14 protein-coding genes and 1 pseudogene are annotated in these 15,273 nt (G+C 58.3%); 11 read left to right on the forward strand and 4 right to left on the reverse strand.

Going from position 1 to position 15,273, the window contains the following annotated elements; translation table 11 throughout:
- Together AC066S_RS36120 and AC066S_RS36125 are read left to right on the forward strand one after the other, a co-directional pair.
- Positions 1-545, forward strand: a pseudogene (locus tag AC066S_RS36120) (hypothetical protein); the annotation flags it as partial.
- A 607-nt stretch (positions 546-1,152) separates the two neighbouring features.
- Positions 1,153-1,500, forward strand: coding sequence for a (2Fe-2S) ferredoxin domain-containing protein (locus AC066S_RS36125; RefSeq protein ID WP_126261662.1), 348 nt, complete (start codon positions 1,153-1,155; stop codon positions 1,498-1,500).
- A gap of 419 nt (positions 1,501-1,919) precedes the next feature.
- Here the strand turns inward: AC066S_RS36125 and AC066S_RS36130 are convergent, their stop codons facing one another.
- On the reverse strand, positions 1,920-2,663 hold the full coding sequence (locus AC066S_RS36130; RefSeq protein WP_164719082.1) for an OmpW/AlkL family protein: 744 nt from the start codon (positions 2,661-2,663) through the stop codon (positions 1,920-1,922).
- Between the two features lie 447 nt (positions 2,664-3,110).
- Entirely contained in the window at positions 3,111-3,524 is a 414-nt protein-coding gene (locus tag AC066S_RS36135) for an ArsC/Spx/MgsR family protein (protein ID WP_126261663.1), read from the reverse strand.
- Positions 3,525-4,076: 552 nt separating this feature from the next.
- Here AC066S_RS36135 and nifH point away from each other — a divergent pair.
- From nifH to AC066S_RS36170, 7 genes are all read left to right on the forward strand, one after another.
- Positions 4,077-4,961, forward strand: a complete 885-nt coding sequence (nifH, locus tag AC066S_RS36140; protein WP_126261664.1) for a nitrogenase iron protein — start codon at positions 4,077-4,079, stop codon at positions 4,959-4,961.
- Positions 4,962-5,109: 148 nt separating this feature from the next.
- Positions 5,110-5,913: a nitrogen fixation protein NifQ gene (locus AC066S_RS36145; protein WP_126261665.1), complete on the forward strand. Its 804-nt coding sequence runs from the start codon at positions 5,110-5,112 to the stop codon at positions 5,911-5,913.
- Positions 5,914-6,118: 205 nt separating this feature from the next.
- Complete coding sequence (nifV, locus tag AC066S_RS36150) at positions 6,119-7,309, forward strand: homocitrate synthase (protein WP_430642557.1); 1,191 nt, start codon at positions 6,119-6,121, stop codon at positions 7,307-7,309.
- A gap of 343 nt (positions 7,310-7,652) precedes the next feature.
- A complete protein-coding gene (gene nifW / locus AC066S_RS36155; protein ID WP_126261666.1) occupies positions 7,653-7,994 on the forward strand; it encodes a nitrogenase stabilizing/protective protein NifW in 342 nt (113 codons plus the stop codon).
- Between the two features lie 993 nt (positions 7,995-8,987).
- Positions 8,988-10,097 (forward strand): electron transfer flavoprotein subunit alpha/FixB family protein, encoded by a 1,110-nt coding sequence (locus AC066S_RS36160; RefSeq protein ID WP_126261667.1) that lies wholly within the window; start codon positions 8,988-8,990, stop codon positions 10,095-10,097.
- 12 nt (positions 10,098-10,109) lie between these two features.
- A complete protein-coding gene (locus AC066S_RS36165; protein WP_126261668.1) occupies positions 10,110-11,417 on the forward strand; it encodes an FAD-dependent oxidoreductase in 1,308 nt (435 codons plus the stop codon).
- A 39-nt stretch (positions 11,418-11,456) separates the two neighbouring features.
- The gene (locus AC066S_RS36170) at positions 11,457-11,753 is read left to right on the forward strand and encodes a ferredoxin family protein (RefSeq protein ID WP_126261669.1); all 297 of its coding nucleotides are present in this window, start codon (positions 11,457-11,459) and stop codon (positions 11,751-11,753) included.
- Positions 11,754-11,983: 230 nt separating this feature from the next.
- Here the strand turns inward: AC066S_RS36170 and ahpD are convergent, their stop codons facing one another.
- Together ahpD and AC066S_RS36180 are read right to left on the reverse strand one after the other, a co-directional pair.
- Positions 11,984-12,532 carry an alkylhydroperoxidase, AhpD family gene (ahpD, locus tag AC066S_RS36175; RefSeq protein ID WP_126261670.1) on the reverse strand — a complete coding sequence of 183 codons (549 nt, stop codon included), beginning with the start codon at positions 12,530-12,532 and terminating at the stop codon, positions 11,984-11,986.
- A 6-nt stretch (positions 12,533-12,538) separates the two neighbouring features.
- On the reverse strand, positions 12,539-13,093 hold the full coding sequence (locus tag AC066S_RS36180) for a peroxiredoxin (protein WP_126261684.1): 555 nt from the start codon (positions 13,091-13,093) through the stop codon (positions 12,539-12,541).
- 702 nt (positions 13,094-13,795) lie between these two features.
- Here AC066S_RS36180 and AC066S_RS36185 point away from each other — a divergent pair.
- Both AC066S_RS36185 and AC066S_RS36190 read left to right on the forward strand, forming a co-directional pair.
- A complete protein-coding gene (locus tag AC066S_RS36185) occupies positions 13,796-14,083 on the forward strand; it encodes a hypothetical protein (protein WP_235884897.1) in 288 nt (95 codons plus the stop codon).
- A gap of 168 nt (positions 14,084-14,251) precedes the next feature.
- Complete coding sequence (locus AC066S_RS36190; protein ID WP_235884896.1) at positions 14,252-14,983, forward strand: hypothetical protein; 732 nt, start codon at positions 14,252-14,254, stop codon at positions 14,981-14,983.
- Positions 14,984-15,273 lie beyond the last annotated feature (290 nt).

The following is a 15,273-nucleotide window of genomic DNA, read 5'->3' on the forward strand; positions in this document are numbered from 1 at the left end:
TGAAAGCCGGAGTGTGGTTCCGCCGTGCTCGTCTGCTCATCGTCTCTCCTGATTCGCGGGTCAATCTTGCCCGCCGTCAGGCAGAAACTCCACTTATCGCGCTGTTCAGATTTGCGGGACCAGCTCAGAATGACGATCCTGTGTCAGAAGGCCGGCCGGTGCAGCTGGCGTTATTGCCGGCGCTGCAACTGCCATGCCAAACCTCGGCTTGTGCGACGCTCTTAGCGAATGGCGCCACCATCGTCAGTAAGGGCCGGTTAGAGCAAATGCATTCATGGGAACGTGCTCGTTGTTCCGCATTTCCGGCTGCAAGCGTGCGTCTTGACGCGTATCGTGTGAAGCGTGATCCCCATCTGGGACCGCTGTGTTGCGTTTTAGCGTTGCTGCCGACGGGATGCGACCGGCTTGGTCTGCAGCCTCAAAGGTGGCTCGGCGTTCATCCCTGCCTCGTTGGGCTCTCGCGACAGGCGCTATCTGTTGAGCAAACGATGGATGGGCAGCGGCGGAGCGCAGCGTCCAGATTCAGGGCGAAAAAGATGCTGTAGGCTCGCGCCGGTCAATGCGGCCAGGCGATCACCCATGGTAGAACACGGCGCTCGATCCGCCGCACGATCTTCGAGCTCCTCGCTAGGCGGCCCGAGGGTCATGAAGATCGCTGCTCATTCCAAGATACGATAGCGCAAGAGCTGGGCCAAATAACCGAGCGTCTCGGTTGTTCTGCGTACGAACTGCAGAAGGTTGAACGGGAGGTCAAAGGCTATGCGAGGTTTGTCGTGTCCAAAACAGAGGCGAACGACATTGTCGTAACCTTCGCAACAATTGTGAGTCGCGCAAAGCAAGGGATCGTTGCGGAAGCGAACGTTACGCATCTGGTGTGCAACTTGCTTTGGAGAAGTTGGATGTGAGCAAGCGGGAGCAGAAAGATCGTGATGAGGGCAGAAGAGGTTGGAGTTGATCAAGGAGGCTGCTCTGGACGCGAAGATATCTATCGCTGATCGTCGGCGACGACCATCACTATGGCGCCCGCTCATTTTACCTGCTTTGGCGAGCGCGTGTGGGAATCATTAGCATTAATTGGTCGATGCGGCGTTTAATGATGTACTCGCATCTTGTCTCTTCTCAGATGAAGCCCATTGATCACAGGATAGGCGCATGAACTCAGAAACCGAATTCGAGCTTCCTCAACTTTATAGACATCATGTCTTTGCCTGCAACACGCAGCGTCCGCCAACTCATCCGCACGGCAGCTGTGGCGCCTCTGGCGCACAGGCCCTATGGGATCGAATGGCCAAGGCGATCGAAGCGCAAGGCCTCAACGATATTGGCTTCACGATGGCAGGCTGCCTTGGCTTTTGTAACTCTGGTCCCTTGATGGTCGTCTATCCCGATGGAGTGTGGTATCGCGCGTCCACGCCTGAGGATGTCGACGAAATCGTAAACTCCCACCTCGCGCAAGGCAAACGTGTCGACCGCCTTGTGATGGTGTTAAAGCGAACCTAGAGGGCTCGATTAGCGGCCCCTTGCCAAGGCTAGCAAGCATCGACGGCTTGTGCGGCGATGAGCTGGCCGCTCGGAGGTCAGATCGTCTGAGATAGAGCGTAGCCATCACGCCCCGGATTTGAGAACAGAAAGTCATTGACGTTTTCGCGGCGTGCCGCCTTTCTTCTCCGGCCCAATCGGCAAATGGCGGCCTTTGCAACGCGCGTGCTGGGTCGATCTGTTTGTGTACCGTCACCGCTTGCCACGCGACCCGGAGTTCACAGCGAGAGCAGTGCTGGGCTCCCCGCGTCTCGCGAGATGACGCGTACTTGACGCGTCATCTCGCTCTGTTTGCACTGCGGTGAGGTTAGGGACGCGCTCGATGAGCTCGCCGCGTCCGGTTTGATCAAACGGATCCCCTTTCTGATCCTGTTCTAGCGTCAGAACTTGTAAGTAACGCCGCCGCTGACGAGCCATGGGTCGATGTTGGCGCGACCGGTGACGGCAATCGCATTGTTTACGGTGGCGGAGTACTCCGGCCGCAGCCATAGCTTCTTCACGTCAAAGTTGAGGCCCCAGTGCCGATCAAGCATGTAATCGAAGCCGAATTGGACCGCTGCGCCGAATTGGTTGCTGATGCGCAAATCCGTAACGGCAAGACCAGCGAGCGACGTATTGGCTGCCGATTGGTTGAAGAATGCGGTGTAGTTGATGCCCGCGCCGATATAGGGCTTGAGCGCGCCGAAATCGGTGAAGTGATATTGCAGGGTCAGTGTTGGCGGCAACAGCCAGGCTTTGCCGATATCGAGGCCAGTGAGCGCGCCATTGCCGCTGATGTGATGGCTAGTTACGCCGAGAATGAGTTCGGCGGCAACGTTTCTCGTGAAGAAATAGGTGATGTCGAGCTCGGGTATGACTTGATCGCTGATCGAAAGCCCAGAACTTGGCGAGGACAGCGAGGGCACCCCGGCGACGCTGACTGAGCTGCCTTCGGTGTCCGGCAAAACGCCAAGTACGCGCAGGCGGATCATCCATGGATTGAAGGGTTCGATCGGGGGCGCTTGATAGTAGATCGGCGCCCGGCCCAGATCTGCAGCCTGTACCGGGAGGCTGACCAACGAGGTTGCTAGCGCGAGGAGTGACGCCCTCGTCAGAACTGTCCTTGTTCTCATCGAATTCTCCATTCCAAAGTCCGCGCGAAGAGCCGCGCGATATCTCTGTCACACACCGGGAAGGACGGAGGATTTGATGCCGATCAAAATGGAAGCGGGCAGAGCGCAATTATGCCGCTAAGTTGCATAAGGATCACTGCCGCGCAGGGTGGAGATCTGTTCTGATCCTTATTCAATTCAACAGAGGCGGGTCTGTTCAAGAAGCCGCATCTCGGATTGTTGCTCTGATCCAATCCAGGCCGCGGACATCATGCGCGACAAAGGCGGCACCTGCCACCGCCTCTCACAAGAGCGAGAAGCGTCGCGATCGAGCGCAATATAGACGATGCCCCTTACGGGCAGCCACTCGCGCGGGCCGCCTCAGCGAAGGTCCCGTCGCTTATTGCCCGTGAAGGAAGCCGGAAGTGGGAAACGTCATCCTTACTTGTTTGATCGACTGGGGGCCGCTCCTTCGTTTCCTCAGGCCTGCGCACAACGCCTGGGGTTTGCTTTGTGCAAACACCCCTCGAGATCATCTTGCGTCTTGCGGCCAAGCAGCGACAGCACGGGCTCATGATCGAGCCCGGCACATCGTGCCCCGTCTACGTCGATCAGCGGTCGTCGTATCAGGAGCGGATCGCCCACCATCAATGCGAGTGCGCTTGCCGCGTCGATAGTATCGGGATTGATTTCGCCTGACTTGATACGTGCCGCAGCTCGGTTGAACCAGGAGCCGACGGGCATATTGCCGAAGAAGCTACGTAATTCCTCCGCATCCCATGGCTCCTTCAAGATGTCTTGGGCGATCACGTCGTGGCCGGCGGACTTCAGCGCTTGAATCTGACGCGCGTTAGTGGCGCAGCCGGGTTTCTGATAGAAGATGATTGTCGCCACGATATACCTCTGTAGGCGCGCTGAGCTGAACGATTGGCACGGCGCGGCTGCTTCGGGAGCCTCTTCAATTTCTTGCCGATCATCTCCAAAGTCAGCGCACCAAGCGCCGTACCATGTATGCAACCTCGCCGCTGGTGCGCCAGATTGCGGGCCAACCGGCATATTCACTGTCGTCGAATCGGAGCAAGTTCCGTTCCACACGTGAGGGCATCGGAACTGATGGCGCAAATCGGCTTTTCGCGTTGATCGTTGTGGTCGTTGTTAGTTTTCTGACAGCCGCGCACATCCTGTTAGATCCAAAACAGCCAGGGCCTTACTCACCGGCTAGTTGGTTTTCAGAAACGTAATCAGAAGCCTAAGGAGCGCGGTCAAGCGTTGGCACGGCGGTTGCAAATAAGCGGCAGCAACACTGACTGAGGGCTGAGTGCACGCCGACGCGTAAGACGAGCGATGCGCTCCTTCCCTTGAACCCGTGTGCCCCCGTTTCTGAGAGAGAAACAAGCTCGCGCGCAAGAAGCGCAACTTTTGGCAAATCGGTTGATGGAGAACAACATGTCTTCACTGAGACAAATCGCGTTCTACGGGAAGGGCGGCATCGGCAAGTCGACCACTTCGCAGAACACGCTGGCGGCGCTGGCCGAGATGGGTCAAAAAATCCTGATTGTAGGGTGCGACCCGAAAGCGGACTCGACCCGCCTGATTCTGCACGCTAAGGCGCAAGACACGATTTTGAGCCTTGCAGCGAGCGCCGGCAGCGTGGAGGACCTCGAGCTCGAGGACGTAATGAAGGTCGGCTACAAGGACATTCGCTGCGTGGAGTCCGGTGGTCCTGAGCCGGGTGTCGGCTGCGCCGGCCGCGGCGTCATTACCTCGATCAATTTCCTGGAGGAGAACGGCGCCTACGAAAACATTGACTATGTCTCATACGACGTGCTCGGCGACGTCGTTTGCGGTGGTTTTGCGATGCCGATCCGCGAGAACAAGGCGCAGGAAATCTATATCGTGATGTCCGGTGAAATGATGGCGATGTATGCCGCGAACAACATTTCCAAGGGAATCCTGAAATACGCAAACTCTGGCGGCGTGCGGCTGGGCGGTCTGATCTGCAATGAGCGGCAGACGGACAAGGAGTTGGAACTGGCGGAAGCGTTGGCCAAGAAGCTAGGCACTCAGCTGATCTACTTCGTGCCGCGCGACAACGTGGTGCAGCACGCCGAGTTACGCCGCATGACGGTGCTCGAATATGCACCCGATTCCAAGCAGGCCGATCACTATCGCAATCTTGCGACCAAGGTTCACCAAAATGGCGGCAAAGGCATCATCCCGACTCCAATCTCCATGGACGAGCTCGAGGACATGCTGATGGAGCATGGCATTATGAAGCCCGTGGACGAATCCATCATCGGCAAGACCGCCGCCGAACTCGCGGCCTCGTAAAGGCCGCGAGTCGCGGCCTAGCGAAGGTGCGCGACGAATGCCGGTCTCCCTCACCGACGCATCCCGGGAGGCCGGCATTCTGACGATCGATCTTGACCAAAACCAGGATGCGGCAGGGAAAACCTGACTGCTGTGGAACCCTCAAAATATGTTCGAAGCGCAATACCTTCCGTTCATGGCTGCTTGTGCCGTTGATGCCAACAGCCAGATACACAGGGGAATTGCAACCTACCGTCTGCTCACCGGTGTGCCTCCTGCAGATGCCGATATTGCCATTGACAGCAATTTCGATCGCCATGTCCTGGCGTCTATCTTGGCGGCTGCCACAATGGATGGTGGCTCCCTTCCCGAGAAGACCGGCTTGTCCGGCCTTGAACTGGCGGCCTTGCTGGAGCAGTACTTTCCCTCGCTTGAGATCAAGCTGGCGGGGCAGCTCTCGGTTTTTAAGTGCGAAGGGGACGAAGAGATCGCAATGCTGCGCGATCTCTTGCTCAAGCAACGCTCGACGGAACGGGATATCGGTCACTGGCTGGCTGCGATGATAGCGCGGCGCGCCATTGAGCCAGGCCATCTTTGGGAAGCTCTCGGCTTGCGCAATCGCGGCGAACTCTCCCGGCTGCTGAGCCGCCATTTCGCGCCGCTCGCCTCGCGCAATGTCAACAATATGCGCTGGAAGCGCTTCTTCTACCGCATGCTTTGTGAGAATGAAGGCCTCGCGATGTGCACGACACCCGTGTGCAACCAATGTGACGACTTCAACATCTGCTTCGGCGAAGAAAGCGGTGAGAGCCGGATGGCCGAGCGGCGGCGCGATTTTCTGTTGCAGGCGGCTCGGCCGGTCGTTGCCGGCGGCTGGCCATCTGAACCGCCACAAGGGTCCGCGATCGCATCATCATCGGGGAAAGCCTCGCAGGATTCGGTAAGCCGCGCGGAAGGTCGAGGGCGCGGCTGATGCCGTTTCGAGCGAGTGACCATGTGTCCAAGGCGGCGGCGGGCTCAAGTGCTCCGCAACAATTCTCACATCCTGGCGGGCCGCAACTGCATTAAAGTTCGAACACGGCGGGGCAGTAGGCAAGGCGTCCGCTTCATAGGCCTGTCGCATTTACGACAATCCATTTGCTGGAGCTTAGGTAGGTCAAACAATGAGGAGCTCTCGCGTGATTGCCGCTAGCACCGCCGCAAAATCGTCTTGGTCCGACCAGGTGCGCGCCAAGCCCACCGTGCTCAACGACACGACATTACGCGACGGCGAGCAGGCACCTGGCGTTGCGTTCACCACAGAGGAAAAGCTAGCGATCGCGCAGGCGCTGGCGCGGGCCGGAGTCACGGAGATCGAGGCCGGAACGCCGGCGATAGGCAACGAGGAGATCGCCGCCATTCGCGCCATTGTCGAAGCAGATCTTCCGCTGACCACCATAGGCTGGTGCCGGATGCGAGAATCGGATGTCGACGCGGCGATCGAAGCAAAGGTGTCCATGATCAATATGTCGATCCCGACCTCCGATGTCCAGATCGCAGCCAAGCTAGGTGGTCATCGCGACCTGGCGCTGGAACGGGTGAAGCGATTGGTAGGCTATGCCTGTGCGCGCGGACTTGAGGTCGCCGTCGGTGGTGAGGACGCCTCCCGCGCCGACATCGATTTTCTCATCAGACTGATGGCAACTGCAAAAGCCGCGGGCGCGCGTCGCTTTCGTATTGCAGATACGCTCAGTGTGCTCGATCCCGACGCAACCTACGTGCTGGTCAGGAATTTGCGTGCGACCACCGATCTCGAACTCGAATTTCACGGTCACGATGATCTCGGACTCGCAACCGCCAACACGCTCTCCGCTATCAAGGCCGGCGTGAGCCACGCCTCAGTGACCGTCATCGGGTTGGGCGAGCGGGCCGGAAATGCCCCGCTCGAGGAAATCGCGGTTGCACTCAAGCAGCTCTACGGGCGCGAGACTGGCATCATACTCCCGGAGCTCGGGAACGTCGCCGCGGTGGTAGCAGGCGCGGCCGCACGTGCGATTCCTGTGAACAAGGCCATCGTCGGAGAGCATGTATTTACGCACGAATCCGGCATTCATGTCGATGGCCTTTTAAAGGATCAACGCACCTATCAATCGCTTGATCCCGTTTTGTTTGGCCGCTGCAACCGCTTTGTGATCGGCAAGCATTCCGGACTTGGGGCGATCACCGCGTTACTCGATGAACTGCAGCTCGTCGCCAGCGCCGATGAAGCCAGACAGATTCTGTCGCAAGTCCGCAAATATGCCATTGAGCACAAGCGGCCGGTCGAGCGCGAAACCGTGGCGGCGATCTGGCGCGACGTGTGCGGATGCCTGGCAACCCACCCCGCGTGAAAAGCCGTGTCCAGCAGCGTTTGCGTAAACAGACGCGCCGCAAGGATGGCGTCCGATATTGCTGATGGGTCCGAACGGCGTCCAGCTTTCGCACGTAAGATCCCCTGGCGCGATCTCACCTCCAGATCTTACTTCCCGTTCCGCCATACATGCTGTGATCTCCTACCCAATGGCGAGCCGCCCCGCACTGCCAATCGGCGTCTTCTCGCGCTGAGTTCCGGTCCGGCGACCGTCCTGACTAGCGTCAGCCTCGATCGTGGTCTGGCCATTGATCCCGCCAGCAGTCAACAGGCGCCACCCCATCTCATTTACCGTCCAGAGCTAATCCGAAGGAGAATTTTCCATGATCAACTCATCCCCGGCAGCCGGTATCCTCGATCGGCTCAGCAAGGCCTCATCGGCGGAGGATTTTTTTTCGCTACTTGGCGTCGATTACGATCCTAAAATCGTGAATGTCGCGCGCCTTCACATCTTAAAGCGCATGGGACAATACTTTGCAAAAGAGCAATTTGCAGGTGCCGCAGAGCCGGAAATCAGAGCTCGGTGCAAGGCGATGCTGGAGCGGGCCTATGCCGATTTCGTGGCATCGTCACCAATCGACCAGCGAGTGTTCAAGGTTTTGAAGGAGGCGGCCGCAGATCCTAAGAAGGCGGCGGCCTTTGTCCCATTGAGCGAGCTGAAGTGATCTAGCGTTCCACTGCAAGGTGTGCCCGACGGGGCACCGTGGCAACCCGATGTGCGGCCTTCGTCTTTATTCGGGTCAACTCTCTGCAGCTATCACCCGAGCGGCGGCTGTCGTATTCCCGACCCATGTCTGGACTGGTCGTGTCCACGGTACCAGCGGATATTTCAAGTGTCTGCCAAACCATTACTTTCGACTGACTTTCACTGTTTTTTTGCAACTGGTACGACACTTGCTGTTGTCCTGCCGATCCGATCATCGATGCCGACAGATGGTAGTCGTCCGAGATGAGATTGAAGGAAGACTTATGATGCTGCTTTTAGTGCCTGCCAAGCCCTGCGCCATCATCTCGTGGCCTACGATCGCGCCAGGTCCGTTCGAAACGGCCTTTGACACGATCAAGGCTCCGTATGGACGGTGAGATGGTGGTCAATGGATAAGTCGCCCGTTCGCGCTACACCTGGAGAGGGTATGCCCAGCGTCGTCCGGATCAAGTCGGCCCCGGATTCCGCTCAGATTTGTATCCATCTCATGGCGGATAGCAACATGCGTCAGGAAGAGGGCCAACGTCGGCCCATACGGGCTGTCGGCGCTGGAGGCTCGGCATGGATCGCGTGACAGGTGCGTTGCCAGGATCGCGCTCGTCGTCACAGTCAATGTGGACCTGGTGGGCCGAAAGTGAGGCGCAGGTATTGCGCAGCGAACGGACTCGCCAACTCAGGCATGGAAGCGACCGGTCACAACCACCGCGGCGCCCTGGCCGCTGCGGTGGCGCTCGTCGAACCTGGCGCGCAAGCGTCCAGTGTGGAAGACCGCTCCAAATCCGGCCGGACCGGTACGTCTATCGCGACGACGCCTCTTGTTGTGCGGTCGGTCGGACCAAGCAGACGGGGCAGAGCAGCCGGCCCCTCGCTGACCAAAAGTGATCTTCAGTTATCGAAGCTAAAAAGCAAACCTGTGGCGCGGGCGCGCCTATCTTTGAGGGGAATTTAGAGTATGAACAATGTCACCAGAACGGCCATGCCGGCGGCGGCCGGTCGCGCAGGGGCCAAAAAAGAACTGCCGGAGCACTTTAAGGCCTACAAGCACGTCTGGGTCTTCGTTGAGCTGGAGCGCGGCCGGGTGCATCCGGTCTCCTGGGAGCTCATGGGGGCGGGCCGCAGGCTCGCCGACAGGCTAAAGGTGAATCTTGCTGCTGTCGTTATCGGTCCGGAGGGGCAGCACACACGTAACGCCGCGCTTGACGCATTTTGCTATGGCGCCGATATGGCCTATCTCGTGAGCGACAATGTTTTGTCGGATTACCGCAACGAATCCTACACCAAAGCGCTAACCGAACTCGTCAACACCTACAAGCCCGAGATCCTACTGCTGGGGGCGACGACGCTCGGTCGCGATCTCGCAGGTTCTGTGGCGACGACGCTGTCGACGGGGCTCACAGCCGACTGCACCGCGCTGGACGTCGACGCCGATGGTTCGCTGGCGGCGACGCGTCCGACCTTTGGCGGCTCGCTGCTCTGCACGATCTATACCTTGAATTATCGTCCGCAGATGGCAACCGTCCGCCCGCGGGTCATGCCGATGCCTGAGCGCGTCGTACGCGATGCCGCTCGTATCATCGTCCATCCGCTCGGTCTTGTGGAAGATGACATTGTCACAAAGGTATTGTCGTTCCTACCAGACCGCGATGCAGAAACCTCCAATCTGGCCTATGCCGATGTCGTGGTTGCGGGCGGCCTGGGACTGGGATCGCCTGAGAACTTTCGGTTGGTGCGCGAGCTCGCAACTCTGCTTGGCGCTGAATATGGCTGCTCGCGTCCTCTCGTGCAAAAAGGGTGGGTTACGTCTGACCGGCAAATCGGCCAGACGGGCAAAACCATCCGGCCGAAGCTCTATATTGCCGCCGGCATTTCCGGCGCGATCCAGCACCGGGTTGGCGTGGAGGGTGCGGATCTGATCGTCGCCGTCAATACTGACAAGAACGCTCCGATCTTTGACTTCGCCCATCTCGCGATCGTCAGTGACGCCATTCAATTGCTACCGGCGCTGACGGCCGCATTTCGCGCTCGGCTTTTGCCGAATTCGCGCGCCCGGATCGCTGTCTAGAAGGAGATGATAATGATTGAAGAGAGATTCGATGCGATCGTGGTCGGAGCCGGTATGGCCGGCAATGCGGCGGCATTGACCATGGCCAAACGCGGCATGAAGGTGCTGCAGCTCGAGCGCGGCGAATATCCCGGATCGAAGAATGTGCAGGGCGCCATCCTCTATGCCGACATGATGGAAAAGCTGGTCCCCGAGTTTCGAGAGGAGGCGCCGCTCGAACGTCACCTGATTGAGCAGCGGTTCTGGATGATGGACGATCGCTCCCATGTTGGCATGCATTACCGTTCAGACGACTTCAACGAGGAACGGCCGAACCGGTACACGATTATACGCGCCCAGTTTGACAAATGGTTCTCTTCCAAGGTGCGGGAGGCTGGCGCGACCTTGCTGTGCGAGACGACCGTCACCGAGCTCGTACGGGACGAGCGTGAAAGGATCGTCGGTGTTCGTACAGATCGTCGAGACGGCGAAATACATGCCGATGTCGTCGTGCTGGCCGAGGGGGTCAATGGCCTGCTCGGGACGCGCGCGGGCCTACGCGCGCGGCCGAGACCCGATAACGTTGCGCTCGCGGTGAAAGAGATGCACTTCTTGCCCCGCGAGACTATCGAGGCGCGCTTCAATCTCAGGGGCGATGAAGGCGTCGTGATCGAGGCGGTCGGTACCATTTCCCGCGGCATGACCGGAATGGGTTTCATCTATGCCAACAAAGAGTGCATTTCGCTCGGCATCGGTTGTCTCGTCGCCGACTTCCAGCGCACGAGCCAGACGCCCTACGGCCTGCTCGATCAATTCAAGAGTCATCCTTCCGTGGCGCCCCTGATAGCAGGGTCCGAAGTCAAGGAGTATTCGGCCCATCTCATTCCTGAAGGCGGGTACAAGTCGATCCCGCAGCTTTATGGGGAAGGCTGGGTCGTAGTGGGCGATGCGGCCCAACTCAACAATGCCATTCATCGCGAGGGTTCCAATCTCGCGATGACTTCCGGCCGCATCGCCGCCGAAGCGATAGGTCTCGTGAAATCGCGCGGCGAGCCGATGAGTGCAGCAAATCTGTCGATCTACAAGAAGATGCTAGACGATTCCTTCGTCATCAAAGATCTAAAGAAGTACAAGGATTTGCCGCCCCTAATGCATACCCAGTCACAAAACTTCTTTCTCACCTATCCGCAGCTCATCTCCAAGGCGATGCAAAACTTCGTGCGCGTCGATGGTACGCCCAAGGCTGAGAAGGAGAAGGCGACCCTGAAATCCTTTGTCAAGGCGCGGTCATGGGCAGGTCTGTTCGGTGATGCTTGTCGTTTTGCTCGGGCCTGGCGCTGACCGCGACAGTTGTGAAGCCCAACAATGGAAGGTCAAAGCATGAATGTCGAATCCCCAGTCCGCGTCGAAGACAAGCTGTATCATAATCGCTATCTTGTCGACATCGGTCACCCTCACGTCAAGGTCCGTGCGCACACGACGCCATCGCCGCAGCTCCTTGCACTTTTGAAAGCCTGCCCCGCGCGATGCTACGAGCTAAACGACAACGGCCAGGTCGAGATAACAGTTGACGGCTGCATCGAGTGCGGTACCTGCCGCGTGATCGCCGAGCCCACCGGCGACATCGAATGGAGCCATCCGCGCGGTGGATATGGAGTGCAGTTTAAGTTTGGCTGATAGTGGAACAGGGCCGTGGTGCGACCGAGTTAGGCGATAGGGCTTCTCCGCATCATTGGCGCATTCCGCGTCACTTGCGCGGCGCCTGGACTTCGAGCAAGACACTCTTCGGGGGGGCGCTGCACAAGCCATAGCGTGCAGATGTGCCGCTCGTTCGGGAGCCGCGAAGGACTGGTTGTGACCTCACTGAGTGGCGCCACAACGCGGTCGATCGGATGGTAGAGGAAGGATCAGCGCCTCGCCTGAGAGGGGGCGGGCCCAGCGGCCTCGATTGCGATTGCCACTGACTGCATGATCGCGGCAAAGCGCACGGCGGTCTGGATCGCTTCGGAATTGACGCCCGCGGCTCTCAGTGTCTTCTCATGGGCATCGATGCAGGCACCGCAGCCGTTTATGGCGGAGACCGCAAGCGACCACAGCTCGAAATCGGACTTCTCCACGCCGGGATTGCCGATCACGTTCATACGCAGCCGTGGCGGCATCGTCTTGTATTCCGGGTTGGCGACAAGGTGAGCGAAGCGGTAATAAACGTTGTTCATTGCCATGAGGCTGGCTGCGGCTTTCGCTGCGGCAATCGCCACAGATGTCATCACAGCGGACGCAGCCGATTCCATTACGGCAATCAGGGCTGCATTGCGAGTGGCAATCGCGCTCGCCAGCAGCAGCCCGTATTTTCGTTGTGGCGAAAGCGTCTCATCGGCCACCAAGGAGGTCAAGTTAAGCCTGACATCCTTCGCGAAATCGGGAATCTGGTCGGTTAGTTGTTCGATCGACGACATGCTGCCTCAAGCAACCTTCAAGGTTTCTCCGCCGATTTCGCGGTTGCAGGGACAGAGCTCGTCGGTTTGCAGCGCGTCCAGAACGCGGAGCGTGTCCTTAGGACTGCGCCCGACACTGAGATTGGTCGCATAGACGTGCTGGATCGTATTTTGCGGGTCAACAATAAAGGTGTAACGATAGGCAACCCCTTCTGGTGAACGCACGCCAAGACCGTCGACGAGCGTTCCCTTTGTGTCGGCAAACTGCCAGATTGGAAGTTTGTGCAGGTCGAGATGTGAGCGCCGCCAAGCGAGCTTGCAGAACTCATTGTCAGTCGAACCACCCAGTACAACCGCATCGCGATCGGCGAATTCCTTGGAAAGCCGGGCAAACTCAGCGATCTCTGTCGGGCAGACGAAGGTAAAATCCTTCGGATAGAAGAAGATGATCTTCCACTTTCCTGGAAAGCTCGCTTCGGTCAGCGTCTCGAATGCACTCTGTCCTCCTTCTTCCTGCGCTTGAAAACCGGGCTTCACGCCTGTGATTTCGAACCGCGGCAACTGACTTCCAATTCCGAGCATGCTGTCCTCACAAAGTCGCTTTCTGTAGAAGGTGGCTTCACTGTTGAAGCAAGCTATGTGCCATCCGTTCTCAGGAGTGGAGTCCAGCGGCTTTGATACAGACATGCCCGGGCGCTTGGAGGGCCGATCTGAGAAAAATCTGTAGCCAAGCGCTTTCTTGCCAAGGTTCATGAAAGCAGTCGTGCTTTGCGCGACCGCCTGAGATGTTCGCGCTGCAAGCGTCTGGTCAAAGACCGTTCTGCGTCCCTTAAAGCAAACCGCCTCATCTCGCCATCAATGTGATGAACGACTGTCGGCCTGCCGAGATCTAATGGAAATACGGAACCTGACGAAGCGCGAGGTTCGTAGCATCTGGCGCAAACAAGAGCGGCTGTATCGCCGGCGACAACAGATTGCGCCAGTAAGGCCAGATGCTCGCGGCTGCCAAACAAGGTGCGAGTAATCAGAGGCTACGGCGCTTCGCGCATTGAGGCGCTTCAAGCGGCGCGAGATCACCAGGCTCGATGGTTTGCCGGACTCTAAAAGGTTTGAAAGCCAACCAGGCTCGCCTTTGGCGGCGATTTGGGGCTTGAACTCTACGTAGCGTCAGGTTGTACAGTCTGGATGATACATGCGGCGATCACTCTGAAGCTCCATAATCAGAAGGAGAGACCTGAATGTCTCAAGATCTTAGGTGCGTTAGCCGCCTATAAAGATGAATTCATGAAGATGGCCAGCGCCAACAGCAGGAACTATGTGGGGGGAGCATTGGAAACACTTCAGAATTTCCGGGCTGGAAATGCCATTCTGGCCCCAGCTTTTGTGAATACGCGAGAGCAACCGATGCATCCCCAGGACGAGCGGATGATCCGCCAGTTCATGGAAAACGTCAAAGACTACAGAATTACTCCCGATGGTATCAGAAGCCGCGGGACGGGAAAGGTCCCGGCTGCTACGATCAAGTCCAATGTGCAGGCACTCAACACGTTTGCTCGTTGGCTCCGAGAATAAAGGACCATTGGCTCTTCGGGCGTTCAATGAACCAAGCTCGCTTGCCGCGGACATCGACGAGTACGTTGAAGCTGGCGGCGATGATCGCGACCGCCTCAGCGCGGCACTGTCTCATCTGCGCAGGATCGGGGCTGACGGGCTCCAAGCTGTCGGCGCCGGGGCCGACTGATGGGACGCGAAACATTGTCGGCTCATCCGGAGGACATCTCCACGATCGATGACTTTTTGACCGACGCTTTGTCCAAGCTTGGATCTGACGCGACCAAGAAGGAGAAAGCCGCCGTTTCGACGATGGTTTCCCGACTACGCTCTTTTAGTGATTGGCTTCAAAGGGAGGGCAGGCCGAGCATCATGGACCGAATCGGCGGCAACACTGCGCAGAAATCGTCATTGACCGCAGATTATACGGCGTTCAGTAAAGCCACAAAGCGGACGGCTCCACTCGATCCGTTTAGAGAATACCTAGGTCTCGAGCCCCAACAAGGATTTCGCCCTTACGACGACGACGCCCGCCTCATCGAGGGCCTCGCCAACGAAGAGCTGAGCAAGCTTGACCCGAGTTCCCAGCACAGGAGAAAAACCATTCAAGGTACGGCCTCGGCGCAACGCAAGTTCAGTGGCTGGCTCCGCACAGAGGGTAGGGAGAGCATCGCGAGCCGAATCCACGGCAACAATAAGCAGCAACGCTCGCTGGATGCAGACTACCGGGCTTACGGCGAAGCCAAAGGGAAATCTGGCGTGACTCTCAAGAAGCTCAGGCAGTATGTGCAAGTACTCGAGGCAAACAGAGCGCTGGGTGTACCCGCTCCTCAGCAAAGAGCAGGCTCGGACTCAACCTCCATCCCGACCTGGATGCGAGATTTGCCGACGCCGCGTCCGAAAGTGAGTGGCCGCCGATAGTAGGCGCGTTTGGTCAGGTCGGCTTGCAGGAGCCGGCTGGGTCGAGCTCGACTTGGTCCCCACAACTGCCGACCTATTTCGACTTTCCAACGCCGAAGGGGGAGCCAGCTCGGTCCTCAGACATCTATCGGGGTCTCGGTTCTTTGGTTGACCTGCCGTCCACACCGCAGGAGGTGCGTGACGATGCCCAGTCAGGGCCGGTGCAGAGCCATGCCGGCAGACCTCCGTTCTTCATCGGGCCATCAGCGTACCTCAAGAGCTGGAGGATATCGGATATCTCGTCGGCGAGG

This window comes from Bradyrhizobium sp. CFUWI (assembly GCF_056429085.1).